Raw genomic sequence first — 25,640 nt, forward strand, 5'->3', positions numbered from 1 at the left:
GGACCATGGCGAACCAGACGCGCTCGCGCAGCGCCGGAGTGTTCGACGTCCGGCTGGTCATCGCTCTGCTGATCGGTGTGTACGGACTGGTCCTGACCATCATGGGCGTGGGCTTCACCACCGATCAGGACATCGCCAAGGCGGCGGGCCTGAACATCAACCTGTGGGCGGGCATCGGCATGCTCGTCTTCGCCGCGGCGTTCGTGCTGTGGGTGCGGCTGCGGCCGATCCGGGTGCCCACCGAGGCCGACCAGCAGGACCAGGGCGAGAGCTGAAACGCAGGTTCGGTGCATGCGCCGGAGATCGCCCGGCTAACGTGCACCCGTGGGGAAAATCGTCGGTCGCCGGTCCGGGGTCCTGCTCGGCATCGTCCTGCTCGGGCTGCTGAGCGGCTGCGCCGGTGAGGATCTGGCCAAGGCCAACTTCCAGCGCACCACGGTCTCCGCGGAGCCGGGCACCGGCCAGGGCGAGGTGCCGGAGGGGCCGATCACCGACCCGGCAGTCAGCCAGTCGGCCCTGCGGACCGTGGACCCGTGCGGGCTGCTCACCGACCGGATCGTCGGCGATCTCGGTTCGCTCGCCGACGAACCGTACCGGTCCGACTGGGGCTCCTGCCGGGTCGAGCTGCGGGACGCCGGGGACAAGACGGTCGACGTCGGGCTCGAGCTCGGCGAGACGGTGATCGCCGAGCCGACCGGCGGCATCGAGGGCCTGCCACTGGTGGAGAGCACGCTCGACGACGGCACCTGTTTCGTCACGGCCGTCACCGGCTACGAGCCCACGGTCGGCGTCACCGCGCAGGTCGAGTATCCCGGTGGCAACGCGTGCGATGCCGGCTACACGCTGGTGGGCAACGTGATCCGGGAACTGCGGGCCGACCCCCCGCGGTACGAGACGGTGCCGGGCAGCCTCGTCGACGTCGACCCGTGCACCGTCGTGTCCCGCGACGCGCTCGCCGAGGCGTTCGGCCCCGATGTGGTGCACCGGCCCTCGGGACTGCACCACTGCGACTTCACGCAGTCGGGCGATCCGGCGGCGTCGGTGCGGCTCTACGAGGGCGTGCTGCCGGAGGAGGGCGACAACGTCACGCGGGTCGACCTCGGAAACGGTGTGAGCGCGGTGCAGGAGAGGATCACGGACGCCGCCGACTGCGACGTGGTGTGGATGCACCGGCCGGGCGAGGACGGCATGGGCGAGGTCGTCGGCGTCAACTACCGGGACTATTCCGACGACGCCACCGCCGACGGCGCGTGTGCCGCCGCGGTCACCCTCGCGAAGGGCATCCTGGGCAGACTGCCGTCGCCGTGACCACCGGCGGGGCGTGGCCACCGGAGGGGAAAGCGGGGCGCGGCATGGCGCGAAGACCCCCCGGATGGCTAGCGTGGAAATCTGCTACCCGCACATGGTTGTGGCTGGAGGTGCGCCGTGAAAAAGATAATCAACGATCCGGCGACAGTGGTTGCCGAATCGCTTCGAGGACTCGCCGCCGCGCATGCGGATCTGGTCCGAGTCGGCTACGACCCCGACCACATCGTGCGCGCCGACGCGCCGGTCTCCGGGAAGGTCGCGGTGATCTCCGGCGGGGGCTCGGGACACGAGCCGCTGCACGGCGGCTTCGTCGGGCCGGGCATGCTGCACGCGGCCGTGCCGGGTGCGGTGTTCACGTCGCCGACGCCGGATGCGGTGCAGGCGGCCATCTCGGCGACGACCGGTGACGCGGGCGCGCTGCTGATCGTGAAGAACTACACCGGCGACGTGCTCAACTTCGAGACCGCCGCCGAACTGGCCTCCGCCGAGAACCTGGACGTGCGCAGTGTCGTCATCGACGACGACGTCGCCGTGGCCGACTCGACGTTCACCGCGGGCAGGCGTGGGGTGGGCGGCACGGTGCTGCTCGAGAAGCTCGCCGGTGCCGCCGCCGAGCGGGGCGACAAGCTCGACGCCGTGGAAGCGCTGGCGCGCAAGGTGATCGGCCAGGTCCGCTCGATCGGCGTGGCGTTGACGGCACCCACCGTGCCGCACGTCGGCGAGCCGAGCTTCGACCTCGGTCCCGACGAGATCGAGTTCGGCATCGGCATCCACGGCGAGCCGGGCCGCGAGCGCATCGGCGCCGAGCCCGCCGACGCGCTGGTGGAGCGGATGATCAACGCGGTGGTGGAGGACCTGCCGTACGGCGAGGGCGACGAGGTGTTGCTGTTCACCAACTCGATGGGCGCCACCCCGCTGATCGAGCTGTACCTGGCACACGGAATCGCCGAACGGTTGCTTGCCGATCGCGGAATCCGGGTAACCCGCCGACTGGTCGGTCCGTACATCACGAGCTTGGAGATGCAGGGGATCAGTGTGACATTGTTGCGTTTGGACGACGAGCTCACCGAGCTCTGGGACGCCCCGGTGAACACGCCCGCGCTGCGGTGGGGCGTCTGATGGGCTGCGGTGCTGCCGACGTCGCCGCCGTGCTGCGAGCAGGCGCGGAGACCATCGCCAAACACAAGGTGGAGCTCACCGAGCTCGACCGGCCGATCGGCGACGGTGACCACGGCGAGAACATGAACCGCGGCTTCACCGCCGTACTGTCCACTCTGGATACGGCGGTGCCGGAGACGCCCGGTGGCGTGCTGAAGATCGCGGCGACCACGCTCATCTCCAAAGTAGGCGGTGCCGCCGGGCCGCTGTACGGCACGGCGTTCCTGCGGGCCGCCACCACGCTCGGCGACAAGTCCGAACTGGACGCGGCGTCGGTGGTGGCCGCGCTGCAGGCGGCCCTCGCCGGGGTGGTCGCCCGGGGCAAGGCGGATGTGGGCGACGCGACGATGGTCGACGCTCTCACGCCGGCCGTGGCTGCGGCGGAGAGCTCGGAGAACAACGGCATCGCCGCGGTACTCGCCGCGGCTGCCGACGCCGCCGACCAGGGCGCGGAGTCCACTGTGCCCCTGGTCGCCCGCAAGGGCCGGGCCTCCTACCTGGGTGAGCGCAGCGTGGGTCACCTGGACCCGGGCGCGCGCTCGACGGCGCTGCTGCTCCGCGCGTTCGCCGAGGCGGTGCGATGAGGGTCGGTCTGGTCGTCGTGTCCCACAGCGGCAAGCTCGCGGAGGGGGTGGCCGAGGTCGCCACGCAGATGGCTCCCGACGTGACCGTGAAGGCGGCGGGCGGTCTGCCGGACGGCGGTATCGGCACGGACTTCGAGTCGGTGCTCACCGCCGTGCAGGAGGCCGACGCCGGGTCCGGAGTCGTGCTGCTCTACGACCTCGGCAGCGCGCAGATGACGGCCGAGCTGGCCGTCGAGGCGCTGGGCGATCCCGGGTCGGCGGTGGTGGTCGACGCCCCGCTGGTGGAGGGCGCGATCGCGGCCGCGGTGGCGGCACAGGGCGGCGCCGACCGCGCGGCCGTGGCCGAGGCCGCCTCGTCGGCGGGCGGCCGTGCCGAGCCGGCGGCAGCCGAGGCCGGGCAGGAACCCTCCGACGGCGCGACCCAGCGCACCGAGCTGACGCTCGCCAACGAGGTCGGTCTGCACGCCCGTCCCGCGGCCTTGCTCGTGCGCAGCATCGCGGGCCTGGACGCCGACGTGCGGATCAAGCGCGGTGACGACGAGGCCGACGGGCACAGCGTCCTCGCGCTCATGTCGCTGTCGGCCCGCAAGGGCGACACGATCGAGGTCACGGCCACCGGCGGCCAGGCGGGCGAGGCCATCCGGCGCATCCAGGCACTCGCGGAGCGCAACTTCGACGAGTGACCGCGCGCCGGGTGAGCTGCCCGCGGGTCAGGCATCCGGCCGGCAACACGAGCCTGCGGTCGGTGCCGGCTGTTCCTAGCCGCAGCCGCAGGCGCCGCCGCAGCAGCCGCCGACGGGTGCCGGGGCGCTCGCCGAACCCGTGAGCGCCACGGTGGTGAGCAGCTTGACGGTGTCGTCGTGGCCCTCGGGGCAGCTGGCGGGCTCGCTCGACTCGCTCATCGGCCGGTTGAGTTCGAACGTCGTGGTGCATTCCCGGCAGCGGTAGGCGTAGGTCGGCATGCCGATGATTATCGCCCGGCGGCGCACGGAGTGGGAAGCTGTCGGCGTGGCCTCTCCGCTGATCGACACCGGCACGCCGCACCTGAGCGAGGTCGTGCCGTCGCTGCTCGCGGCCCTCGGCGTGCCCGGCTGTAGTCGCACGCTCGACGTCCCGGAGGTGTCCCGGGCGTGCGTGCTGCTGATCGACGGGCTCGGCTGGGACCTGCTCGCCGAGCACGCCGCCGACGCCCCCGTGCTCCACGGACTGCGCCGCACCCCGCTCCGCGTCGGCTACCCCGCCACGACGGCGGCCGGCCTGGCGGCCATCGGCACGGGCGTGCCCGTGGGGGAGCACGGCATGGCCGGCTACACCTTCGAGGTGCCGGGTGTGGGGGTGGTCAACGCGCTGCGCTGGCGGCACCACCCGGGCGGTCCCGACCTGGGCGACGAGCTGCCCGCCGAGCGGGTGCAGCCGATGCGGACGACGTTCGAGCGCGCGGCGGCGGCCGGGGTCGCCACGAGCGTGGTGTCGGCGGCGCAGTTCGCGGGCTCGGCGCTCACGCGCGCCGTGTTGCGCGGCGGCGGTTACGTCGGTGTGCACGCGCTCGGCGACCTCGCGGCGAGCGCGCTCGCGGCGCTGCGGCCGCCCAAGGCGTTCTGCTACGCCTACCACAGCGAACTCGACCTGCTCGGGCACGTGTACGGACCGGGGTCGCCCGCGTGGCGCATGCAACTGCGGCAGGTGGACCGGCTCGTCGAGTCGATCGTGGACGGCCTGCCGCCCGGGGCCGTGCTGGCCGTCGTCGCCGACCACGGCATGGTGCGCGTGGACGACACGGTCGTGGACGTGGACACCGTGCCGGCGCTGCGGGCCGGGGTTCGGGCGCTGGGCGGCGAGGTGCGGGCACGGCACGTCTACACCGAGTCCGGCGCGGCCGGCGACGTGCTGGCGGCCTGGCGAGAGGTCCTCGGCGAGCACGCGTGGGTGGCCGCGCGTGAGGAGGCCATCGCGCAGGGTTGGTTCGGCCCCCGGGTCGCCGACCACGTGCGGCCGCGCATCGGGGACGTCGTCGCGGCCGCGCGGGACAGCTTCGGCATGGTGCGCCGGGAGGCGGAGCCGACGGAGTCGTCGCTGATCGGCCAGCACGGCTCGTTCACCAGCGCCGAGCAGCGGGTGCCGTTCGCCGTCGCCTACGGCTGACCTCCCGCCGGTCGATACCGTGGACGGCATGCCCCGCCGTCACCACAACCGCCGCCGGCAGAGCGGCCGCCCCTCCCTCGGCACGTTCACCGGCTGGGCGCAGGCGGAGTCGGCGGACGACGGCGACTGGCTCGTGCGCACGGTTCCCGGGGCCCAGGCGACGAAGGTCTACCGCTGTCCCGGCTGCGACCACGAGATCCGGCCCGGGGTCCCGCACGTCGTGGCGTGGCCCGCCGACGAGACCGGCTCGGTGGCCGACCGCAGGCACTGGCACAGCGGCTGCTGGCAGGCCAGGCGGCGGCGCAGGCCGACGCGCCGCCGTTGAACGGCACCGAAGCCCACTCCCCGCCCTGCACAGGGGCGGCTGAGCGGGGCGTAACCCTCGACGCGGTCACCCGCACCGAGGTGACGGGTACCCGACGCTGATCGTCGTCGTGCGGGTCAACGCGGGCGGTTGCGGAAGAAGCGCGCCGGTGCGCCGTCGTAGTCGGCCTGCCGGTACTCCACGAAGCCCAGCTTCTCCGCCACCCGGCACGCGGGCTCGTTGTCGACGTTGGTGACGATCACCACCGGCCGTTCCGGGATCGCCCGCTCGGCCCAGGCGAGGACGGCCTTCGCCATCTCCGGCGCGTAGCCCTTGCCCCACACCTCGGGCCGGAACCGGTAGTACAGGTTCAGCACCGGCTCGTCCTCGAGGTCCTTGAACTGCACGCCGCCGAGCCCGACGATCCGGCCGGTCTCCACCTCGACGACGGCCAGGTAGCCGAACCGGTGCTCCACCCAGTGCCGCTGCCACAGGACGAACTGCATCCGCACCCGCGCGGTCGACTCGGGTGGGGGATCGTAGGGGTGGGTCCGCGGGTCGGTCTGGATCTCGACGACCGCGGGCAGGTCTTCCACACCCAGCCGGCGCAGCAGCAGCCGTTCGGTCCGGAGGTCGGGCAGAGCGGGAGCCACGGCCTGACCGTAGCCGCCGGGTCGGACAGAATCGACCCATGGCTGATCTCCCACTCGTGCTGTTGCACGCCTACCCCGTCGACGCGCGGATGTGGAACGCCGTGCGGGAACCGCTGGCCGCGCGCACCCGGCTCATCACGCCCGACCAGCGCGGACTCGGCAGGACGCCGCTGCCGGAGACGGACCGGGAACCGAGCCTCGACGACGCCGCCCGTGACGTCCTCGCCCTGCTCGACCGGCTGGAACTGGACCGGGTGGTGCTGGGCGGCTGCTCGATGGGCGGCTACGTGACGCTGGCCGTGCTCCGGGCGGCGCCCGAGCGGATCGCCGGGCTCGTGCTCGTCGACACCAAGGCAGGCGCGGACACCGACGAGGCGAGGGCGAACCGGCTCACGGCGGCCGAGCGTGCCGAGTCCGAGGGCATCACCGGCTGGCTCGCCGACGCGATGGTGCCGAACCTGCTGTCGGAGCAGACCCGCCAGGCCCGGCCCGAGGTCGTGGCCACGGTCCGGGAGCTGATCGAGGCGCAGGCGCCGGCGGGCGTGGCGTGGGCGCAACGAGCCATGGCGGCGCGCCCGGACTCCACCGAGGCGCTCCGGCAGGCCGGGGTGCCGGCACTGGTGATCGTGGGCGAGCAGGACACCGTCACCCCGCCGGACGAGGCCCGTGCGATGGCCGACGCTCTGCCCGACGCGCGGCTGGAGGTGCTGCCCGGAGCCGGTCACCTGACACCGCTGGAGGCCCCGGACGCGGTCGCGAAGGCGATCCTGGACTGGTACCCGAGCTGAACCGGGCACCGCGTCAGCGCAGGTAACCGGCCAGCGCCGCGCGGGCCTCGCCGAGCCGGGCAGGTGTGCGGCGGGCGATCACGAACCGCCAGCACACCCCGAACAGCGCACGCAGGGCGACGAACGGGGCCAGCGCGCCGGCGTCCGGCGCCCCCGGGTAGGCGGCGACGGCGGCGGCGCCGTCGAGGCGGTCGGTCCGGCTCAGCACGGCGAGGTCCCAGGCGAGCGGTCCGCGCCAGGTGTCCTCGAAGTCGATCCAGCGCCAGCCGTCCGCGGTGGCGAGCAGGTTGCCGGGATGCGCGTCGCCGTGCAACACCTGCCGCGGACCCGGCGCGGCCGCGATCTCGGCGGCGATCCGGTCGGCGTCGGCCCGCAGCCGGGGCGCGGCGTCACCGAGATCACGCGTGACGAGATCGAGCAGCCGGTACAACTCGGCCACCGGACCGTCCCCGGGCAACGGGCCGGGGTAGTCCCGCGCGGCCTCGTGGATCTCCGCCAGCGACCGGGCCACCTCCCCGGGAGCGGGTATCGCGGCGGGATCGTGACGGACATAACGCCAGAAGGTCACCGGAAGGCCCGCGACCAGGTGCGGGCCCGCGGGCGGGTCCTCGGTGGGCGCAACGACGGGTGCGCCACGGCGAGCGAGAAACGAGGCGAGGCTCACGTCCCGGGCCAGCCAGTCGGCGGCATCCGGCCTGGCCAGCGCTGTGGTGGCGGGCACCCTGGCGACCACGTTCCCCAGTCTCACCAGCACATTCGACCGGTCGGCGAGCACGTCCGGGGCGTCGGCGGGGACCCCGTACCGGCGCGCCGCGCCGACCGCCGCGGCGACGGCGAGGGCGGTGCGGCGGTCCGGCATGACGCGATCATCCCAGCCGGTGCGCAAGGCCGGAAACGGCGACGGCTACGATCTGTCGTAGCCAACGTGGGTCCCCGCCCGTGGCGCAGCAAGGATCGCGGGGTTTTCGAGTGCAGGAGGCAGGAGTGACGGCCGTAGCCCCCAAGCCGATCGCGACGCGTCCCTACCCGGCGCAGAAATCGGCGAAGGGTTCGTACCTGCTGCGGTTGTTCCGCACGACGGACCACAAGCAGATCGGCATCATGTACCTGGTCACGTCGTTCGCCTTCTTCATGGTCGGCGGGGCGATGGCCATGTTCATCCGCACCGAGCTGGCTCGCCCGGGGCTGCAGTTCCTGTCGCAGGAGCAGTACAACCAGCTGTTCACCATGCACGGCACGATCATGCTGCTGCTCTACGCGACACCGGTGCTGTTCGGATTCGCGAACTTCATCCTGCCTCTGCAAATCGGCTCACCGGATGTCGCCTTCCCACGGCTGAACGCGCTCAGCTACTGGCTGTATCTCTTCGGCGGCCTGACCGCCGTCGGCGGGTTCCTCACCCCGGGCGGCGCGGCCGACTTCGGCTGGTTCGCCTACACGCCACTGTCGAACGCGATCTACTCCCCCGGCGTGGGCGCGGACCTGTGGATCACCGGCCTGCTGGTGTCCGGCCTCGGCACGATCCTCGGCGCCGTCAACATGATCACCACCGTGGTATGCCTGCGCGCGCCAGGAATGACTATGTGGCGGATGCCCATCTTCACCTGGAACATCCTGGTCACGAGCATCCTCATCCTCATCGCCTTCCCGATCCTCACCGCCGCCCTGTTCGGCCTGCTCGCCGACCGCCGCCTCGGCGCCCATGTGTTCGATCCGGCCAACGGCGGCGTGATCCTGTGGCAGCACCTGTTCTGGTTCTTCGGCCACCCAGAGGTGTACATCGTCGCGCTGCCGTTCTTCGGCATCGTGTCCGAGATCTTCCCGGTGTTCAGCCGCAAACCGGTGTTCGGCTACAAGGGCCTCATCTGGGCCACGCTCGCCATCGCGGCGCTCTCGGTGTCCGTGTGGGCGCACCACATGTACGCCACCGGCGCGGTGCTGCTGCCGTTCTTCTCGTTCATGACCTTCCTGATCGCCGTGCCGACCGGTGTGAAGTTCTTCAACTGGATCGGCACCATGTGGAAGGGACAGCTGACCTTCGAGTCGCCGATGCTGTTCTCGGTCGGCTTCATCGTCACGTTCCTCTTCGGCGGTCTGTCGGGTGTGCTGCTCGCGGCCCCGGCGATCGACTTCCAGGTGTCCGATTCGTACTTTGTGGTGGCGCACTTCCATTACGTGCTCTACGGCACGATCGTGTTCGCCACGTTCGCCGGCATCTACTTCTGGTTCCCGAAGATCACCGGCCGGATGATGGACGAGCCGCTGGGCAAGCTCCACTTCTGGACCACGTTCATCGGCTTCCACGCGACGTTCCTCGTGCAGCACTGGCTGGGTGCCGAGGGCATGCCGCGCCGCTACGCCGACTACCTGGTGACCGATGGCTTCACCACGCTCAACACGATCTCCACGATCGGCGCCTACCTCCTCGGTGCCTCGACGCTGCCGTTCATCTGGAACGTGTTCAAGAGCTACCGGTTCGGCGAGGTCGTGACGGTGGACGACCCGTGGGGCTACGGCAACTCGCTGGAGTGGGCCACGTCCTGCCCGCCGCCGCGGCACAACTTCACCGAACTGCCGCGCATCCGGTCGGAGCGGCCCGCGTTCGAGCTGCACTACCCGCACATGATCGAGCGACTGCACAGCGAGGGACACATCACCTTCACGGGTAAGCCGTTGCCGCACCCGGAGGCGAAGTCGGCGCCGTCCGAGGTGCTCACCGCGGCGGCCTACCCGGGCCGGCACGACAAGGACAACGCGAGCGAACAGTGAGCACCACGCCTGTCCTGATCACCACGACGGGGCCGGACAAGCCGGGCGTCTCGTCGGTGCTGTTCGCGGCACTGACGAAGCACGGTGTCGAGGTGCTCGACGTCGAGCAGGTGGTGATCCGCGGGCAACTGGTGCTCGGTGTCCTGGTGGGCGTCGAGAGTGACCCGGAGGCGCTGCAGGAAGCCGTCGAGCAGGCCATGGCGACCGTGTCGATGTCGGTCGACGTGCGGATCGGGTCGGCCATCGGCACGGACCCGTTCGCGCCGGGCAGGCAGGGCCCCACGCACGTGCTCACGCTGCTCGGCCGGCCGGTCACGGCCCGGTCGTTCTACGCGATCGCGCGCAGGCTGGCCTCCGTGGAGGCCAACATCGACACCATCCGCAGCATCGCCGACTACCCCGTCACGGGGCTCGAGGTGGAGCTCTCGGTGGCGAAGGACACCCCGGAGGCCGACGCCGAGCTGCGGTCGATCCTGGCCGACGTCGGTGCCCGCGGCGGTCTGGACGTCTCGATCCAGCGCGCGGGGCTGTCGCGCCGGGCCAAGCGGCTCGTGGTGTTCGACGTGGACTCGACCCTGATCCAGGGCGAGGTGATCGAGATGCTCGCGGCGTACGTGGGCGTCGAGCCGCAGGTGCGGGAGATCACCGAGGCCGCCATGCGCGGCGAGCTCAACTTCACCGAGTCGCTCGAACGCCGGGTCGCACTGCTCGAGGGGCTGCCCGAGTCGGTGCTCGACGAGGTCGCCGACGCGATCGAGCTCACCCCGGGCGCGCGCACCACCATCCGGACGCTGAAGCGGCTCGGGTTCCGGTGCGGTGTGGTGTCCGGCGGATTCACCCGCATCATCGACCGGCTTGTGTCCGACCTCGGGCTGGACTTCGCCGCCGCCAACGACCTCGAGATCGTCGACGGGAAGCTCACCGGCCGCGTCGTCGGCCAGATCATCGACCGCGCGGGCAAGGCGACGGCACTGGCGCGCTTCGCCGAGGGCTACGGCATCCCGCTCGCGCAGTGTGTGGCCGTCGGGGACGGCGCCAACGACATCGACATGCTGTCGGCGGCGGGCATGGGCATCGCGTTCAACGCCAAGCCGGCGCTGCGCGAGGTGGCCGATGCCGCCCTGTCGTACCCGTACCTCGACGCCGTGCTGTTCATGCTCGGTGTGACACGGGCGGAGGTCGAGGCAGCCGACGCGGCCGACGGCCTCCCGCTCGTCCGGCCGTGACCGGCCTGCTGGAGCCGCTCGCGGCGCGGTACGCGTCGTGGCTGGGACTGCCCGCCGAGGAGACCGCCGAGCCCGAGGCGGCGCCGGATCAGGTGCGTGCGATGCCGGTGATTCTGCGCATCGAACGGTCCGAACCTCCCACCCGCACGCCGCTGCTGGAGGCGGCGGCCGCCGCGGCACTGGCCGTGTGCCTCGACGAGCGCGCACAGGCGGGCGGGGACTGGCACGAACCGGTGCGCGCCTGGCTCGACGGTCACATCCGCAAGGTCGCCCGCCGGGCCCGTGGCGCGCACTGGAACGCCGTGCAGGACCTCGCGGGAGTCACGGTGTCGGTTGCCGGCGCGGAGGCGCGGGCGCTGCTTCCCGACCGTGTCGGCGCTCTGCCCAAGGAAGTGACGCGCCTGCAGGTCTCCGGCACCGACCTGCCGGCCGACGAGCCCGGACCCGCCCCCGCGGACAGGCCGTTGTTACTGCTCAATCCGGACGTCACCATGACCGCGGGCAAGGCCGCAGCGCAGGTGGGACACGGCACGATGTTGCTCGCCGCGCTGCTGGACGACGACCGCCTCGCGGCGTGGCGGGACCGAGGCTTCCGCTGCACGGTGCGCACGGCCACGCCTGCGGACTGGCAACGCCTGTACCCGCACGATCCGGCCGCAACGTGGAAGGAACACCGGGTGGTCGCCGTGCGCGACGCCGGGTTCACGGAGATCGCGCCGGGCACCGTCACCGTGCTCGCGCAGTGGCGGGAGTAGCGCTCAGGCCTGCCGGTCGCCGGCCTTCCACACGACGTAGGCCTGGTCGGCGTCGGTGGTCATGGCCTCGACGAACGTGTCGTGGTCGAAACCAGGCAGTGTCTGCAGTCGCTCGATGAGCGCGTTGGCGGCGGGATCACCGCTCGGCACGGCAGTGCCTGTGCCGTCGGAGGACGCGAGCATCAGGAAGACGTCCTCCTTCCACGGCCCCTCGGGAATCACCCGCACGACCACCGTGGCCAGGTCCTCCCAGTTGACGGACTCCTCGGTCCCATCAGCCAGCTGGCGGCGCACTCCGGTGTCGTCGACGCTGACGGAGCGGGAATGTGCGGTGGATGAGTCGGGGAACACGACCTCTCCCTTGCCTCGGGGTTCCCTTCACCGTAGCGCCTTGGTCACCGAAGCCCGGCCTGGGGCAGCGGCGTCCAGCCGGCGCAGTGCCTCGCGCACCACCGTCGGATCCTGGGTGGGCCACAGCGGTGGCAGCGACGCGCGCAGGAACCCGCCGTACCGCGCGGTGGCCAGCCGGGAGTCGAGGACGGCCACGACACCGCGGTCGCTCGTGGACCGGTGCAGACGCCCTGCGCCCTGCGCGAGCAGCAGCGCGGCGTGGGTGGCCGCGACGGAGAGGAAACCGTTGCCGCCGCGGGCCTCCACGGCACGCTGCCGCGCCGACGACACCGGGTCGTCCGGCCGCGGGAACGGCAGCCGGTCGACGATCACCAGCTGTAGCGAGGGCCCGGGAACGTCCACGCCCTGCCACAGCGACAGCGTGCCGAACAGGCAGGTGCGCGGCTCCTCCGCGAACTGGACGACCAGCAGGGACGTGGAGTCGTCGCCCTGGCAGAGGATCGGGTACGGCAACCGCTCGCGCAGCTCCTCGGCGGCTTGCTTGGCCGCCCGCATCGAGGAGAACAGGCCGAGTGCGCGGCCACCCGCGGCGTCGATCAGACCGGCGATCTCGTTGAGCGTGGGCTCGCCCAGCCCGTCCCGCCCGGGTGGCGGCAGGTGCTTGGCGATGTAGAGGATGCCGTTGCGGCCGTAGTCGAACGGCGAACCGACGTCGAGGCCCGTCCAGCGCAGGCCCTCGGAGTCACTGGGGGCGGGCTTGTCGGTGGCCGTGCCGTCGGCCTGGGGCGCGGGCTTGGGCGACGGCGGCAGCCCCCACTGGCGGGCCAGCGTGTCGAAGGCACCGCCGAGCGCGAGGGTCGCGGAGGTGAGCACCGTCGTGCTGCGGGCGAACACCCGCTCGCGGAGCAGACCACCCACCGACAGTGGCGCGACGTGCAGCGCGGGCGGTCGCGGCGAGGTCGAGTAGGTGTCGCGGGACAGCCACACGACGTCGGGCCGGTTGGCCTGGTCCTCGTCGAAGGCGTCGAGCAGCCGGACCGCGGTGTCGTGCACCTCGTCCAGCGCCGAGCGCGCGAGCTTGCGCGCGGTCGCTTCCTCGATGTCCTCCTTGCGCTCGGAACCCAGCGCGGTGAGGCACGCGTGCGCCGCGTCGCGCACGACGGTGAGCGCGCCGGACAGCGGTTGCGGCAACGTGTCCATGCGGCCCGGCGGCAGGTCGTCGAGCACGAGGGCGAGGCCGTCACCCGCCTCCAGGAGCCGGTCGGCGATGTCGGCGTCGATGATCCGGCCGCATCGCCGGGTGGCCGCGGAGATCATCGACGCCGTGAGCTCAGCGGTGGCGGCCGACGTCACGCGGTCGACGAGCTCGTGCGCCTCGTCGATGATGACCAGCTCGTGCTCGGGCAGCACCTGGTGCTCCTGCAACGCGTCGATGGCGAGCAGCGCATGGTTGGTCACCACGACGTCGGCACGGCCCGCCTCGCCCCGCGCGCGTTCGGCGAAGCAGTCGACGCCGATGGGGCAGCGGGCCACGCCGAGGCATTCCCGCGCGGTGACCGACACCTGGCGCCACGCCTGTTCGGACACGCCGGGCACCAGTTCGTCCCGGTCGCCGGTCTCGGTGTCGGACGACCATTCGTGCAGGCGCTTGACCTCGCGGCCGATGCGGGACACGGCGAAGGCGTCGAACAGGCCCGTGTCCTCCGGCTCCTCGGGGGCGCCGGTGTGCACGCGGTGCAGGCAGAGGTAGTTGCGCCTGCCCTTGAGGATCGCGAACGTCGGTTCGCGGCCGAGGGGCTTGGCGAGCGCCTTCGCCAGCCGCGGCAGGTCCCGGTCGACGAGCTGGCGCTGCAGCGCGATGGTGGCCGTGGAGACCACCACGGTGGTGCCGTGCTCGACGGCATGCCGGATGGCGGGGACGAGGTAGGCGAGCGACTTGCCAGTGCCGGTGCCCGCCTGCACGGCGAGGTGCTCGCCCGTGCGGATCGCCGTGCCGACCGCCTCCGCCATGCGCACCTGGCCCTCGCGTTCGGTCCCGCCCACGGCCTCGACGGCGTGGGTGAGGAGCTCGCGGACGCTGGGCAGGGTGGTGGTGTCGGCCGGCACGGGAGGAGACGTTACCGGTCACCACCGTCAGGATCGGCCGGACCGGCCGCATGTCCCGACCCGGCAACGTCGCGAGGGGTCCGTTCGCACCCGTGGGGCCGGTCACACTCACGGCGCGAGCGGGGACGCCCGCCCGCGGTCGTCCGTACCGTGGGCGGGGACAGCGTCAGCAGCGTCTCCAGTGCCTTGACGCGAGCCGATTCGCCGAGGTTGGTCCCGTGCCACAGTCCGCGACCGCTCCGCCCCACGCCATGACCCGCCGGACCGCGGGCCAGGACCCGCTGACCGTCGCGCACCGCGGGTATTCCGCCGTGGCGCCGGAGAACACGCTCGCCGCCGTCGAGGCCGGGGTCCGCGCGGGTGCCGAGTACGTCGAGATCGACGCGCGCACCACCGCCGACGGCGTGCCGGTGCTCATGCACGACTCCACGGTGGACCGGACGACGAACGGCTCCGGTGTGGTGGCCGAGCTCGACGCGGCATACGTCACGGGCCTGGACGCGGGGTCGTGGTTCTCGCCCGCGTTCGCCGCCCAGCGCGTGCCGACCCTCGCCCAGGCCCTCGACGTGCTCGCCGAGAGCGGCTCGGGGGTGCTGCTGGAGGTGAAGGGCCCGCAGCCCAGGGCCGGGTCGCGTGCGATCGTGTCGGCCGTGCTCGAGCACGACCTGGCGGACCGGGTATTGGTGCAGAGCTTCGACGAACGGGTGCTGCGCGACGCGCGCGAGCTGGCACCGGAACTGCCGATCGGCGTCCTTCGGTCCACGATGGACGCCGACCCGGTCGCGGCGGCCCGTGCCTTCGGTGCCGTGGCGTACAACCCCAGCGCCGCCACCCTGCGGCCCGGCGCCGTCGGCGAGCTCACCGCGGCCGGTGTGTCCGTGATGCCCTATACCGTCGACGAGCCCGAGCACTGGCAGGCGCTCGCCGACCTGGGCGTCGACGCGATCATCACCAACCGCGCGGGCGAGCACGCCGACTGGCGCGCGGACCGGCTCACCCGGGCGAGTGGTGTGGCCGCGAGCCCGTCAGGAGCGGGCGCTCGCTGACCGATGTCGAGGTGGGGCCAGGGCGCCCCGCAGTGAACGTCGGGAGGAGCGCGATGTCGACCAGGACCACAGCGAGGACCGCGGCCACGGCGGTACTGGTGGCCGCCGCGACGGCCGGGGTACCGGCCCACGCCGCGCCCGCGTCGACGGCCTCGGCCTCCCTCGGCACGGCCGAGATCGTGGTGGACGGTACGCCCACGCATGTCGGCCCCATCGCGCCGTGCTCGGTCGCCGGCCCCGCCGCCGGGTCCACGTCCGGCGTCCGCGTCGGCGACGACACCGAGTACGGCCGCGGGCAGACCCGCTGCGCCCGCGCCGAGGACGGCACGTCCACCGCGACGGCCTCCGGGCAGCGGTTCGAGACGTCGGTGCTGGAGGAGTACGGCGGCCCGGTGATCCGTGTGCGGACCTACTCGGCCGAATGCCATACGACCCGCAACGGCAGCAGCGGTCACGTCGAGCTCGGCGGCGTCTCCGGCTTCCCGCTGCCTGCCGACATCCCGCCGAACCACGTCGTGACCATCCCCGGCGCGCACCAGGGTGACCCGCCCATGGCCAGGCTGGTGCTCAACGAATTCACCGCCCCGGAACCGCCGGACGGCAGCCTCACCACCTCCGCCCTGCGCATCACGCTGTTCCCGGAGGGCGGACCCGTCAGCGGCGACATCCGCGTCGGGTCGGCGACCTGTGATCCGTACGGCGGCTGACTCAGCGCGACCGCGTCAGCTGCCGGAGCTCCTCGCGGTCGGGGAGGCCGGTCCAGCCCTCCACCGACATCGCGGCGGCGCGGCACGCGGCCGCCGTCCGTACCCGGCGATCGGGCGGGGCGCCGCTGAGGAAGTCCGCGAGGTAACCGGCGACGAACGCGTCGTCGGCGCCTTCCGGATCGACGGCGCGCACGGGATAGGACGGCACGTCGTACCGGGACCCGCCCAGCTCGGCGACGGCGCCCCGCGGGCCGCGCGTCACCACGACCTCGTCAGGCCCGAGCGAAGCCAGCTCGGCGGCGAGATCCTCGGCCGTGCCGTCGAACCCGAGCAGCCGGGCCTCGGCCTCGTCCGCGAACACGATGTCGGCCCTGGTGACGAGGTCGAGCAGCACGCCGCGGGCGTCGTCCGGCGACCACAGCGCGGGCCGGAAGTTGAGCGCGAGCGACACCGGCACCCGGGCTTCGCCGGCGATCTCGGTCGCGGCGAAGGCCGCCTTGGCCGCGGTGTCCGACAGTGCGGGCGTGATGCCGGTCAGGTGCAGCACGCCCGCGTCGCGGATGCGGTCCTCGCACAGGTCCTCCGGGGCCAGCCGGGCGCCGGCGCTGCCGTGCCGGTAGAACGCCGTGCGGGCGGAGTCGCGGGTGCGGAAGTCCTTGAGCACCAGGCCCGTCGGCGCCTCCGGGTCGGTGACGGCCCCGGAGACGTCGACCTGCTCGTCCCGTAGCCGCGCCAGCACCAGCGCACCGGGTTCGTCGGCGCCGACCCGGCCCGTCCACGCCGCCGCCACGCCGAGCCGGGCCACGCCGATGGCCACTGTGGACTCCGAACCGGCGACCCCGACGTCGACCGTCTCGGCATGGCGCAGCTTGCCCGTGGTGGTGCTGAACGCGGCCATGCTCTCGCCGAAGGTCAGCAGGCCGGCAGCACTCACGAAGCGACCCGGGGGCTTCCGTCGACCGGTACACCCGCGGCCGCCAGCTCCGCCAGCGCCTTGTCCACAGTGGACTGGTCGACGCCTGCGGTGAGACCGGCCAGCACCCGCACGGTGAAGCCCGCCTCCGCCGCGTCGAGCGCGGTGGCCCGCACGCAGTGGTCGGTGGCGATGCCGACCACGTCCACGTCGGTCACCCCGCGCGTGCGCAGCCAGTCCGCCAGCTGTTCACCGGTGTCCGTGGTGCCTTCGAAGCCGGAGTAGCCGTCGCTGTACTGGCCCTTGGAGAACACGGCCGTGATCGGTCCGATGTCGAGCTGCGGATGGAAACTCGCGCCCGGTGTGCCCGCCACGCAGTGCCGGGGCCACGAGCGCACGTAGTCCGGGTTGTCGCTGAAGTGGGCGCCGGGGTCGATGTGGTAATCGCGGGTGGCGACGACGTGGTCGTACGCCTGCCCGCGCACGAACTCCGAGATCTCCCCGGCGACCGCGGCCCCGCCCGCCACCGCGAGGGAGCCGCCCTCGCAGAAGTCGTTCTGCACGTCCACGACGATCAGCGCGGTCGTCATGCCTGCCTCCTGTGTCTCGTGGGGCACCCGCACCCGGCGCTAGCTGAACGTGGTCGGGATGGCGGGTTCGCCGTGGGAAAGCTTGAGCCCCTCCCACGGCAGGCTCACCAGCCCCCGGCGCAGCCGCTGCCTCCCGTCCTCCAGAGTGGGCAGGTCGTCCACCGGTTGTCCAGAGCGCATGAGCGGGATCATGAGCTCGCGATCATGCTCGCCCCGCTCCGGCGGCTTGCCGGTGGGGTAGACGACCTCCTCCAGGGCCGTTCCGGTGGGCTTGTGCCTGCGCAGGGCCGACTTGCGCCCGCCGCGCGACGCCTTGTGCTCACTGCGTTTCGCGACCGGCCTGCCGTTCACCTCGACGAGCTTGTAGACCATGCCCGCCGTCGGGGCGCCGGAGCCGGTCACGACGGACGTGCCCACCCCGTAGGCGTCCACCGGTTCGGCGCGCAGCGCCGCGATCGCGTGCTCGTCGAGGTCGCCGGACACCATGATCCGGGTGTCCTTGGCGCCGAGAGCGTCGAGCTGTTCGCGGGCCTTGCGAGCCAGCACGCCGACGTCACCGGAGTCGATACGGATCGCGCCGAGTTCCGGCCCGGCGACCCGGACCGCGGTCTCGATGCCCTTGGTGATGTCGTAGGTGTCCACGAGCAGCGTGGTGTCGGCGCCCATCTTCGCGACCTGGGCGCGGAACGCGGCTTCCTCGCTGTCGTGCAGCAACACGAAGGCATGGGCCGTGGTGCCGCGCGTCGGGATTCCGTAGCGGCGGCCCGCCTCGAGGTTCGACGTCGTCGCGAAGCCGGCGAGGTAGGCGGCCCGCGCCGCGGCGACGGCCGACATCTCGTGGGTGCGCCTGCCGCCCATCTCGATGATGGGCCTGCCGGCCGCGGCGCTGGACATCCGGGCCGCCGCGGAGGCGATCGCGCTGTCGTGGTTGAGGATCGAGAGCAGCAGCGTCTCCAGCAGCACGGCCTCGGCGAAGGTGCCGCGCACCGTGAGGATCGGCGAGCCGGGGAAGTACAGCTCTCCCTCGGGATAGCCGTCGATGTCGCCGGTGAAGCGGTAGTCCGCGAGCCAGGACAGCGTGTCGGAGTCCACCACCGCCGTCTGTTCGAGCTGGGTGAGCTCGGCGTCGGTGAAGCGGAAGTCGGCGATGGCGTCGAGCACCCGCGCCGTGCCCGCAACCACGCCGTACCGCCGGCCGTTGGGGAGCCTGCGGGCGAAGACCTCGAACACGCAGTCCCGGTCTCCGGTGCCGTCGGTGAGCGCGCTGCCCAGCATGGTCAGTTCGTAGTGGTCGGTCAGCAGGGCGGTGCTGGTGCCGGTCAGTTCCGCGGGGGCCATGCCCAGAATCTATCGGGCGGGTCCGGCCCGGTGATGGCGACACGGGTGGGCGAGCGTGCCGCGCACACGCGCCGTCATGGGTCACCCACACGGCCGGACCTGGTGCCGCGCGCACCGCACACGGCGTGACAACATGGGGACATGACCACGCCTGTCGAGGCCGAACAGACACTCGGCGCTGACCAGAGTGCCGAGGACAGACCGTGGCAGACCATCGTCTGGAACGACCCGGTCAACCTGATGTCGTACGTGACGTACGTGTTCCAGAAGCTGTTCGGATACAGCAGGGACCACGCCACCAAGCTCATGCTCGACGTGCACCACAAGGGCAAGGCCGCGGTGTCGTCGGGGAGCAAGGAAAAGGTGGAGGCGGACGTCGCCAAACTCCACGCGGCAGGTCTCTGGGCCACGATGGAGCAGCCGTGAGGGGCTGGCGCCGCAAGGGCGGCCGCGTACTCGCCGGGTTCGAGCAGCAGGAGGCCGCGGTCCTGCGGGGCCTGGTCAGCCAGATCGACGACATGCTGCGAGCGCGCGCGGAGGAAGCTCCGCAGGACGAGCTCGCCGACCTCACCGGCATCCGCACCGGACCGTCGGAGAGCCCGGACGATCCGGTGCTGTCCCGGCTGCTGCCCGACTTCCACCGCCTCGACCCCGACAACCCCAGCAAGGAGGACCTCGACTCGGCGGCGGTGCTGCGCTCCCTGCACGAGCCCGAGGTGCTGGACGCGAAGGTGGGCGTCGCCGCCGTCGTGCTCGACACGCTGCCGCCCGAGGGCGGAGACATCCGGCTCAGCTACGAGCAGGCCGACGCGTGGCTCTCGGCGCTCAACGACGTCCGGCTGGCGCTGGGCACCGCCCTCGACGTCACCGAGGACATGCCCGACGAGCTTCCCGAGGACGATCCGCGCGCTCCGCATCTCGGCGTCTACCACTGGCTGACGTGGGTGCAGGAGAGCCTCGTGCAGGCGCTCACCGAATGACGGAGAGCCGGGGATCGGCCGCCCCGCAGGGCACCGTCCGCAACGCGATCACCGACGTGCCGGGTGTGCTCGTCGGCCACCACCACCGGATCGGCCGGGGCTGGGCCACCGGAGCCACGGTGGTACTCGTTCCCGGGCAGGCGGTGGCCGCGGTCGACCAGCGTGGCGGCGCGCCAGGTACGCGGGAGACCGACCTGCTCGCGCCGGAGAACCTCGTGCAGCGGGTGGACGCCGTGTGCCTGTCCGGCGGCAGCGCCTACGGCCTGGCGGCCGCGGACGGCGTCGTCCGCTGGCTCGGCGAGCGCCACCGGGGGTTCCCGGTCGGCGCCAGGCCGCACGAGGTCGTGCCGATCGTGCCGGCGGCCGTCATCTTCGATCTGCCCCGCAACAACTGGGGCAACCGGCCGGACGTCGCGTTCGGCTACGCCGCGTGCGAGGCGGCCACGGCCGGTCCCGTCGCGCAGGGCACCGTCGGCGCGGGCGCGGGCGCGCAGGTCGGCTCGCTCAAGGGCGGCATCGGCACGGCGAGCGAGCGCGTCGGCGAGTTCACCGTCGGCGCGCTGGCCGTGGTGAACGCCGCGGGCGAGGCCGTGCGGCTGGAGACGGGCGAACCATACGCGGCCGACCACGAGGTCGACGGCGAGTTCGGCGTGGCACGCTGGCCGGCGCGAGCGGTGTCGCTGACCTCGGAGGGCAGGGACCTGAATACCACGATCGGCGTGGTGGCCGTGGACGCCGCGTTGTCGAAGGCCGAGTGCCGCAGGCTGGCCGTCGCCGCCCAGGACGGGCTCGCGCGGGCGGTGCGGCCCGCCCACACCATGTACGACGGCGACACCGTGTTCGCGCTGGCCACGGGCACGCGGGAGCTGTCCCGGGAGGCGGGCCGGATCGGCGAGGCCGACCGCAGCGCGGCGCTCGACCAGCTGTGCACGGCCGCCGCTCGCGTGTTCGCCCGGGCGATGGTGCACGGCGTGCTCGCGGCGACCTCGGTGCCGGGGCTGCGGGCCTACCGCGACGTCTGGCCGGAGGCGTTCGACTCCGAAGGGTGACGCCGTCCGGCTCCGGCCGGGCGCGGGCGTTGTGGCATAGCTCCCATCGGCCGCCACCGAGGGGCTCCGCGGCACGGAACCCGCCCACGGGCACGCTGACCAGGCACGGAGCTACGAGTCGGCGGTCCGTCCCAAGGTGTGAACAGCGCTTGTCCGGCCCGTAAGATGTTCACCGTGCTTCGGATCCGCCGTGACCTCGTGGACGCGATCGTCGCCCACGCCCGTCGTGACCACCCCGACGAGGCCTGTGGTGTCATCGCGGGCCCCGACGGTAGTGACCGCCCCGAGCGTTTCATCCCCATGGTCAACGCGGCGCGCTCGCCGACGTTCTACGAGTTCGACTCCGGCGACCTGCTCAAGCTCTACCGCGAGATGGCCGCGAACGACGAGGCACCCGTCGTGATCTACCACTCGCACACCGCCACCGAGGCGTATCCCTCGCGGACCGACATCAAGCTGGCCCAGGAGCCCTTCGCGCACTACGTGCTGGTCTCGACCAGGGACCCGGAAGAGCACGAGTTCCGTTCCTACCGCATCGTCGACGGGGTCGTGACCGAGGAGCCGGTCGAGGTCGTCGAGTCGTACATGTTCGCCAACACCGGCAACGACGACATCCCCGACGCGCAGTAGGTAGCCCGGGTCACACGCGGAATTTTCCCGCGTGCCCAGACGTCTGTCCTGTCAGAACCATCAGCGGAGGTAACCCATGGCCGTGACCGTCTCCATCCCCACGATCCTGCGTACGCACACCGGCGGCGAGAAGTCCGTCGAGGCGTCCGGCAAGACGGTGGCGGAGGTGATCGACGACATCGAGTCGCGCCACGGTGGCCTGAAGGCGCGCCTGGTCAAGGATGAGAAGCTGCACCGCTTCGTCAACGTCTACGTCAACGACGAGGACGTCCGCTTCGCGGGCGGGCTCGACGCCGAGGTGAAGGACGGCGACACCGTGACGATCCTGCCCGCGGTCGCCGGCGGCGCACGCTGACCATGGCTCGCTACGAGTCCCTGCTCGACGCGCTGGGTGGCACCCCGCTCGTGGGGTTGCCGCGCCTGTCGCCGTCGGACGACGTCCGCCTCTGGGCCAAGCTCGAGGACCGCAACCCGACCGGCTCGATCAAGGACCGGCCCGCGCTCGCCATGATCGAGGCCGCCGAGCGGGACGGCCTGCTGCGCCCGGGCGCGACGATCCTGGAGCCGACGTCGGGTAACACCGGTATCTCGCTCGCCATGGCCGCCAAGCTCAAGGGCTACGGCATGGTGTGCGTGATGCCGGAGAACACCTCGGCGGAGCGCAAGCAGCTGCTGCAGGCCTACGGAGCGCGGATCATCTACTCGCCCGCGGCGGGCGGCTCGAACGAAGCCGTGCGCCGGGCCAAGGAGCTGGCGAAGGCCAACCCGGACTGGGTCATGCTCTACCAGTACGGCAACCCGGCCAACGCCGACTCGCACTACTACGGCACCGGGCCCGAGCTGCTCAAGGACCTGCCGACCCTGACGCACTTCGTCGGCGGACTGGGCACCACGGGCACGCTCGTCGGCGTCGGCCGGTACATGCGCGACCACAAGCCGGACGTGCAGATCATCGCCGCCGAACCGCGTTACGGCGAGCTGGTGTACGGCCTGCGCAACCTCGACGAGGGGTTCGTGCCCGAGCTGTACGACCCGGATGTGCTCAGCGGCCGGTACTCCGTCGGTGCCTACGACGCCCTACGCCGTACGCGGCAGCTGCTGGAGCTGGAGGGCATCTTCGCCGGCATCTCCACCGGTGCCGTGCTGCACGCGGCTCTGGGCACCGCGGAGAAGGCCATCGCGAAGGGCGAGCGGGCCGACATCGCGTTCGTCGTGGCCGACGCGGGCTGGAAGTACCTGTCCACCGGCGCCTACAGCGGCTCGCTCGACGAGGCCGCCGAGCGCCTGGACGGCCAGCTCTGGGCCTGATCCCGCGGGCCGGTGCGTGCGGCACGACGCTTCGGGCTCGGTGAACCCCAGCCGACCAGGGCGGGGTCACCGGAGCCGGCGCCGCGTCCCTCCGCTCAGCCGGCGGTGGAGACGATGTCGTCCTTCAGCGGCGCGACGGCGCCGATGATCTGGTCGACGGTGTCGTTCGGGACACCCGCGGCCAGCAGCGACTCGGCGAGGTACTTCGCCACGAGGTCGAAGTGCTCACCCGCGATGCCCCGGCCGCGGTGGACCTCCTTCATGGACCGGCCCGAGTAAACCTCGGGACCGCCCAGCGCCTGCGTGAAGAACTCGACCTGCATGCCCTTGAGCCGCGGCATGTTCGAACCCCGGAAGAACGGCGCGAGCTGCGGGTCGTCCAGCACCCGCTCGTAGAAGTCGTCGACGACGGCGATGATGGCGTCCTGCCCGCCGATCTGCTCGTAAATGCTCATGGCGCACAGGGAACCGGCGCAATGTTTCCCGCGCATGTGCGTGGTATCAACGCCACGCAACCAAACCATCACCGAGTGTGGGCGTCAGTGGGGAAGGACAAGCGTCCCCGGGGGCCGAAGTTCAGGGTTCTCACCGAGGTCGCCGGGAGTGTTCCCGCCGTAGCCTGAAGTCGTGAGCACCCAGCCTCTCCCGTCCGGCCGGCCGCCCCAGCGGACCGGCGCCGCGAAGCGCATTCTGCCACCGAAACCGGTGGCCGCCGGCATCGTCGCGCTCTCGTTCACCGTGTTGCTCTACCTCGTCGAGCTCGTCGACGCGCTGCTGCCGGCGGAGCTCGACCACGGCGGGATCGTCGCGCGCTCGCTCGCCGGGCTCGACGGCATCGCGTGGGCGCCGGTGCTGCACGGTAGCTGGAGCCACGTCTTCGCCAACACCGTGCCGGTGCTGGTCTTCGCGTTCCTCGCGATGGCGGGTGGGATCGGGCAGTGGATCGCCGTCACGGTCACGATCTGGCTGGTCGGCGGCGTCGGCGTGTGGCTCACGGCACCTCCGGACACGGTGACGGTCGGTGCGTCGGGGCTGGCGTTCGGCTGGCTGGCGTTCCTGCTGGTGCGCGGGCTCTTCAACCGCAGCGTGTCGCAGTTGCTCGTCGCGGTGGTCCTGCTGTTCGTGTGGGGCGGGATGCTCTGGGGCGTGCTGCCCGGAAACCCCGGTGTCTCGTGGCAGGGTCACCTGTTCGGCGCGCTCGGCGGTGTGCTGGCGGCGTGGGTCGTCGCCAGGGCGGACCGGAGGCGGGCCGGCGGGCCCGGCACGTCCACCCGGCTCCCGCCACCGCCCGGGCAGCCCGGCCCGACGTGACGGTTAAGCTCGAGGCGTGAGTCGTGCGAGTGCCCCGATCGGGATCTTCGACTCCGGGGTCGGCGGGCTGACTGTCGCTCGCGCCATCGCCGACCAGCTCCCCGCCGAGAGTCTGCGCTACGTCGGCGACACCGCCCACGCGCCGTACGGCCCGCTGCCGATCGCGCGCGTGCGGGAGCTGGCGCTGGAGGCGCTCGACGGGCTCGTCGCCGACGGCGTCAAGGCCCTCGTGATCGCCTGCAACACCGCGTCGGCCGCCTGCCTGCGTGACGCCCGTGAGCGCTACGACATCCCGGTGATCGAGGTCGTGCTGCCTGCCGTGCGCCGCGCGGTCGCGGCGACCCACAACGGCCGTATCGGGTTGATCGGCACCGAGGGCACCGTACGATCGCGTGCCTACGACGACGCCTTCGCCGCGGCGAAGGACGTGTGCCTGACGAGTGTGGCCTGCCCGCGCTTCGTGGACTTCGTGGAGCGTGGCATCACGTCGGGGCGGCAGGTGCTCGGTCTGGCGGAGGGCTATCTCGAACCGCTCGCCCGCGCCGGGGTGGACACGCTCATCCTCGGCTGCACGCACTATCCGCTGCTCACCGGTGTGCTGCAGATCGTCATGGGCCCGGACGTCACGCTGGTCTCCAGCGCGGAGGAGACCGCGAAGGACGTCGTGCGTGTCCTCACCGAACGTGACCTGCTCGCGGACGGCGACGAGCCGCCGTCCCACCAGTTCCTCGCGACGGGCCCGGCGGAGCCGTTCACGCGCCTGGCGCACCGGTTCATGGGATTCGGTCCCGTGCTCGCCGCCACGTAGCGCGGGCACGCCGCGATCCGGCGTGGCATGGTGACGATCGTGCGACTCACCATCCTCGGCTGCTCGGGCAGTATCCCCGGGCCCAACACGGCGGCGTCCGGTTACCTCGTCGAAGCCGACGGCTTCGTGCTCGCCCTCGATCTCGGCAACGGCACCCTCGCGCAGCTGCAGGCCGTGGGCGATCCGTTCGCCCTCGGCGCGCTCGTCCTGTCGCATCTGCATCCCGACCACTGCGCCGACGTCAGCGCGCTGACCGTCCTGCGCCGCTACCACCCGGCGCCGCCGTACGACACGGCCGCGCACCGGCTCACCGTGTACGCACCGGCCGAGGCGCCCGCGCGGCTCGCCAATGCCTACGCGCCGGACGAGGCCGAGCGCGTGCGGACCGACCTCACCGACGTCTACGACTTCCGTCCGCTCTCGCCCGACCCGATCGCCATCGGCCCGTTCGAGGTGACCGCGGTGCCGATGGATCATCCGACCGAGGCGTACGGCGTGCGGCTCACGCACGGCGGCCGGACGCTGGCCTACACCGGGGACACCGGGCCGTGCGAGGAGCTCGACAAGCTTGCCGCCGACGCTGACGTACTGCTGGCCGAGGCCTCGTGGACGGACTCGCCGGACCGGCCCTCGGGCGTGCACCTGTCCGGCAGGCAGGCGGGCGAGCTGGCCGCGAGGGCGGGCGCGGGCCGGCTGCTGCTGACCCACATCGCGCCGTGGACCGACGCCTCGGCCGTGGTCGCCGAGGCCCGCGAGGTGTACGCGGGGCAGGTCGACGCGGTCACCCAGGGCGCCGTCTACGACGTGTGAGGGCCG

At 72.3% G+C, this 25,640-nt stretch carries 31 protein-coding genes; 22 read left to right on the forward strand and 9 right to left on the reverse strand.

From position 1 onward, the window contains the following. Positions 1-5 precede the first annotated feature (5 nt). The 5 genes from ACFSZT_RS12195 (at position 6) to dhaM (ending at position 3,733) form a co-directional block, all read left to right on the forward strand. Positions 6-275, forward strand: coding sequence for a hypothetical protein (locus ACFSZT_RS12195; RefSeq protein WP_377394440.1), 270 nt, complete (start codon positions 6-8; stop codon positions 273-275). A 49-nt stretch (positions 276-324) separates the two neighbouring features. Beyond that, positions 325-1,308: a hypothetical protein gene (locus ACFSZT_RS12200; RefSeq protein WP_377394438.1), complete on the forward strand. Its 984-nt coding sequence runs from the start codon at positions 325-327 to the stop codon at positions 1,306-1,308. Positions 1,309-1,425: 117 nt separating this feature from the next. Continuing rightward, on the forward strand, positions 1,426-2,427 hold the full coding sequence (dhaK, locus tag ACFSZT_RS12205; protein ID WP_377394436.1) for a dihydroxyacetone kinase subunit DhaK: 1,002 nt from the start codon (positions 1,426-1,428) through the stop codon (positions 2,425-2,427). Continuing rightward, on the forward strand, positions 2,427-3,050 hold the full coding sequence (gene dhaL / locus ACFSZT_RS12210; protein ID WP_377394434.1) for a dihydroxyacetone kinase subunit DhaL: 624 nt from the start codon (positions 2,427-2,429) through the stop codon (positions 3,048-3,050). The genes dhaK and dhaL overlap by 1 nt, the downstream gene beginning before the upstream one ends. Then, positions 3,047-3,733: a dihydroxyacetone kinase phosphoryl donor subunit DhaM gene (dhaM, locus tag ACFSZT_RS12215; RefSeq protein WP_377394432.1), complete on the forward strand. Its 687-nt coding sequence runs from the start codon at positions 3,047-3,049 to the stop codon at positions 3,731-3,733. The genes dhaL and dhaM overlap by 4 nt, the downstream gene beginning before the upstream one ends. 75 nt (positions 3,734-3,808) lie before the next feature. On the opposite strand, the gene ACFSZT_RS12220 is transcribed toward dhaM, so the two are convergent. Further along, positions 3,809-4,012 (reverse strand): FmdB family zinc ribbon protein, encoded by a 204-nt coding sequence (locus ACFSZT_RS12220; protein ID WP_377394430.1) that lies wholly within the window; start codon positions 4,010-4,012, stop codon positions 3,809-3,811. 4 nt (positions 4,013-4,016) lie between these two features. Between ACFSZT_RS12220 and ACFSZT_RS12225 the strand changes: the two genes are divergently transcribed. Together ACFSZT_RS12225 and ACFSZT_RS12230 are read left to right on the forward strand one after the other, a co-directional pair. Further along, positions 4,017-5,192, forward strand: a complete 1,176-nt coding sequence (locus tag ACFSZT_RS12225) for an alkaline phosphatase family protein (protein ID WP_377478396.1) — start codon at positions 4,017-4,019, stop codon at positions 5,190-5,192. Between the two features lie 28 nt (positions 5,193-5,220). Next, complete coding sequence (locus tag ACFSZT_RS12230) at positions 5,221-5,517, forward strand: hypothetical protein (protein ID WP_377394426.1); 297 nt, start codon at positions 5,221-5,223, stop codon at positions 5,515-5,517. A gap of 116 nt (positions 5,518-5,633) precedes the next feature. Here ACFSZT_RS12230 and ACFSZT_RS12235 read toward each other — a convergent pair whose 3' ends face one another. Then, positions 5,634-6,149: a GNAT family N-acetyltransferase gene (locus ACFSZT_RS12235; protein WP_377394424.1), complete on the reverse strand. Its 516-nt coding sequence runs from the start codon at positions 6,147-6,149 to the stop codon at positions 5,634-5,636. A 38-nt stretch (positions 6,150-6,187) separates the two neighbouring features. Between ACFSZT_RS12235 and ACFSZT_RS12240 the strand changes: the two genes are divergently transcribed. Further along, a complete protein-coding gene (locus ACFSZT_RS12240; RefSeq protein WP_377394423.1) occupies positions 6,188-6,937 on the forward strand; it encodes an alpha/beta fold hydrolase in 750 nt (249 codons plus the stop codon). A gap of 13 nt (positions 6,938-6,950) precedes the next feature. Here ACFSZT_RS12240 and ACFSZT_RS12245 read toward each other — a convergent pair whose 3' ends face one another. After that, a complete protein-coding gene (locus ACFSZT_RS12245; RefSeq protein WP_377394421.1) occupies positions 6,951-7,796 on the reverse strand; it encodes a phosphotransferase family protein in 846 nt (281 codons plus the stop codon). Between the two features lie 125 nt (positions 7,797-7,921). Here ACFSZT_RS12245 and ctaD point away from each other — a divergent pair, with 125 nt between their 5' ends. From ctaD to ACFSZT_RS12260, 3 genes are read left to right on the forward strand one after another with little or no spacing between them, the layout of a single operon-like run. Further along, positions 7,922-9,706 (forward strand): aa3-type cytochrome oxidase subunit I, encoded by a 1,785-nt coding sequence (ctaD, locus tag ACFSZT_RS12250; RefSeq protein WP_377394419.1) that lies wholly within the window; start codon positions 7,922-7,924, stop codon positions 9,704-9,706. Further along, on the forward strand, positions 9,703-10,932 hold the full coding sequence (gene serB, locus ACFSZT_RS12255; RefSeq protein ID WP_377394417.1) for a phosphoserine phosphatase SerB: 1,230 nt from the start codon (positions 9,703-9,705) through the stop codon (positions 10,930-10,932). Before ctaD ends, serB begins: the two co-directional genes overlap by 4 nt. After that, on the forward strand, positions 10,929-11,687 hold the full coding sequence (locus ACFSZT_RS12260; RefSeq protein WP_377394415.1) for an aminoacyl-tRNA hydrolase: 759 nt from the start codon (positions 10,929-10,931) through the stop codon (positions 11,685-11,687). The genes serB and ACFSZT_RS12260 overlap by 4 nt, the downstream gene beginning before the upstream one ends. Before the next feature lie 3 nt (positions 11,688-11,690). On the opposite strand, the gene ACFSZT_RS12265 is transcribed toward ACFSZT_RS12260, so the two are convergent. Then, the gene (locus ACFSZT_RS12265; protein WP_377394413.1) at positions 11,691-12,038 is read right to left on the reverse strand and encodes a hypothetical protein; all 348 of its coding nucleotides are present in this window, start codon (positions 12,036-12,038) and stop codon (positions 11,691-11,693) included. Positions 12,039-12,065: 27 nt separating this feature from the next. Next, the gene (locus tag ACFSZT_RS12270) at positions 12,066-14,144 is read right to left on the reverse strand and encodes an ATP-dependent DNA helicase (protein ID WP_377394411.1); all 2,079 of its coding nucleotides are present in this window, start codon (positions 14,142-14,144) and stop codon (positions 12,066-12,068) included. Positions 14,145-14,362: 218 nt separating this feature from the next. On the opposite strand from ACFSZT_RS12270, the gene ACFSZT_RS12275 reads away from it, so the two are divergent. Both ACFSZT_RS12275 and ACFSZT_RS12280 read left to right on the forward strand, forming a co-directional pair. Then, positions 14,363-15,190 (forward strand): glycerophosphodiester phosphodiesterase, encoded by an 828-nt coding sequence (locus tag ACFSZT_RS12275; RefSeq protein ID WP_377394409.1) that lies wholly within the window; start codon positions 14,363-14,365, stop codon positions 15,188-15,190. Between the two features lie 53 nt (positions 15,191-15,243). Then, positions 15,244-15,897 carry a choice-of-anchor P family protein gene (locus tag ACFSZT_RS12280; RefSeq protein ID WP_377394407.1) on the forward strand — a complete coding sequence of 218 codons (654 nt, stop codon included), beginning with the start codon at positions 15,244-15,246 and terminating at the stop codon, positions 15,895-15,897. 1 nt (position 15,898) lies between these two features. Here ACFSZT_RS12280 and ACFSZT_RS12285 read toward each other — a convergent pair whose 3' ends face one another. Genes ACFSZT_RS12285 through ACFSZT_RS12295 form a run of 3 tightly spaced genes read right to left on the reverse strand, consistent with a single transcriptional unit; the run spans position 15,899 to position 18,738 of the window. Continuing rightward, entirely contained in the window at positions 15,899-16,831 is a 933-nt protein-coding gene (locus tag ACFSZT_RS12285) for a sugar kinase (RefSeq protein WP_377394404.1), read from the reverse strand. Next, positions 16,828-17,400: an isochorismatase family protein gene (locus ACFSZT_RS12290; protein ID WP_377394402.1), complete on the reverse strand. Its 573-nt coding sequence runs from the start codon at positions 17,398-17,400 to the stop codon at positions 16,828-16,830. The genes ACFSZT_RS12285 and ACFSZT_RS12290 overlap by 4 nt, the downstream gene beginning before the upstream one ends. 39 nt (positions 17,401-17,439) lie before the next feature. Then, positions 17,440-18,738, reverse strand: a complete 1,299-nt coding sequence (locus tag ACFSZT_RS12295) for a nicotinate phosphoribosyltransferase (protein WP_377394400.1) — start codon at positions 18,736-18,738, stop codon at positions 17,440-17,442. 141 nt (positions 18,739-18,879) lie between these two features. On the opposite strand from ACFSZT_RS12295, the gene clpS reads away from it, so the two are divergent. The 6 genes from clpS (at position 18,880) to ACFSZT_RS12325 (ending at position 22,705) form a co-directional block, all read left to right on the forward strand. Beyond that, a complete protein-coding gene (gene clpS, locus ACFSZT_RS12300) occupies positions 18,880-19,164 on the forward strand; it encodes an ATP-dependent Clp protease adapter ClpS (RefSeq protein WP_377394398.1) in 285 nt (94 codons plus the stop codon). After that, a complete protein-coding gene (locus ACFSZT_RS12305) occupies positions 19,161-19,718 on the forward strand; it encodes a DUF2017 domain-containing protein (RefSeq protein WP_377394396.1) in 558 nt (185 codons plus the stop codon). The genes clpS and ACFSZT_RS12305 overlap by 4 nt, the downstream gene beginning before the upstream one ends. Further along, positions 19,715-20,767 carry a P1 family peptidase gene (locus ACFSZT_RS12310; protein ID WP_377394394.1) on the forward strand — a complete coding sequence of 351 codons (1,053 nt, stop codon included), beginning with the start codon at positions 19,715-19,717 and terminating at the stop codon, positions 20,765-20,767. The genes ACFSZT_RS12305 and ACFSZT_RS12310 overlap by 4 nt, the downstream gene beginning before the upstream one ends. A gap of 165 nt (positions 20,768-20,932) precedes the next feature. Continuing rightward, positions 20,933-21,397 carry a Mov34/MPN/PAD-1 family protein gene (locus tag ACFSZT_RS12315; protein ID WP_377394392.1) on the forward strand — a complete coding sequence of 155 codons (465 nt, stop codon included), beginning with the start codon at positions 20,933-20,935 and terminating at the stop codon, positions 21,395-21,397. Positions 21,398-21,473: 76 nt separating this feature from the next. After that, positions 21,474-21,752: a MoaD/ThiS family protein gene (locus tag ACFSZT_RS12320; RefSeq protein ID WP_377394390.1), complete on the forward strand. Its 279-nt coding sequence runs from the start codon at positions 21,474-21,476 to the stop codon at positions 21,750-21,752. A gap of 2 nt (positions 21,753-21,754) precedes the next feature. Next, on the forward strand, positions 21,755-22,705 hold the full coding sequence (locus ACFSZT_RS12325; RefSeq protein WP_377394388.1) for a PLP-dependent cysteine synthase family protein: 951 nt from the start codon (positions 21,755-21,757) through the stop codon (positions 22,703-22,705). Between the two features lie 95 nt (positions 22,706-22,800). On the opposite strand, the gene ACFSZT_RS12330 is transcribed toward ACFSZT_RS12325, so the two are convergent. Beyond that, positions 22,801-23,160, reverse strand: a complete 360-nt coding sequence (locus ACFSZT_RS12330) for a group I truncated hemoglobin (RefSeq protein ID WP_377394386.1) — start codon at positions 23,158-23,160, stop codon at positions 22,801-22,803. Between the two features lie 172 nt (positions 23,161-23,332). Here ACFSZT_RS12330 and ACFSZT_RS12335 point away from each other — a divergent pair, with 172 nt between their 5' ends. The 3 genes from ACFSZT_RS12335 to ACFSZT_RS12345 are packed head-to-tail and all read left to right on the forward strand — an operon-like array spanning position 23,333 to position 25,634. Next, positions 23,333-24,016, forward strand: coding sequence for a rhomboid family intramembrane serine protease (locus ACFSZT_RS12335; protein WP_377394384.1), 684 nt, complete (start codon positions 23,333-23,335; stop codon positions 24,014-24,016). Between the two features lie 16 nt (positions 24,017-24,032). Next, positions 24,033-24,824, forward strand: coding sequence for a glutamate racemase (murI, locus tag ACFSZT_RS12340; RefSeq protein ID WP_377394382.1), 792 nt, complete (start codon positions 24,033-24,035; stop codon positions 24,822-24,824). A 39-nt stretch (positions 24,825-24,863) separates the two neighbouring features. Continuing rightward, complete coding sequence (locus tag ACFSZT_RS12345) at positions 24,864-25,634, forward strand: MBL fold metallo-hydrolase (protein WP_377394380.1); 771 nt, start codon at positions 24,864-24,866, stop codon at positions 25,632-25,634. Positions 25,635-25,640: the final 6 nt, after the last annotated feature.

Source organism: Prauserella oleivorans (assembly GCF_042685745.1).
Taxonomy (GTDB): Bacteria; Actinomycetota; Actinomycetes; order Mycobacteriales; family Pseudonocardiaceae; genus Prauserella_A; species Prauserella_A oleivorans.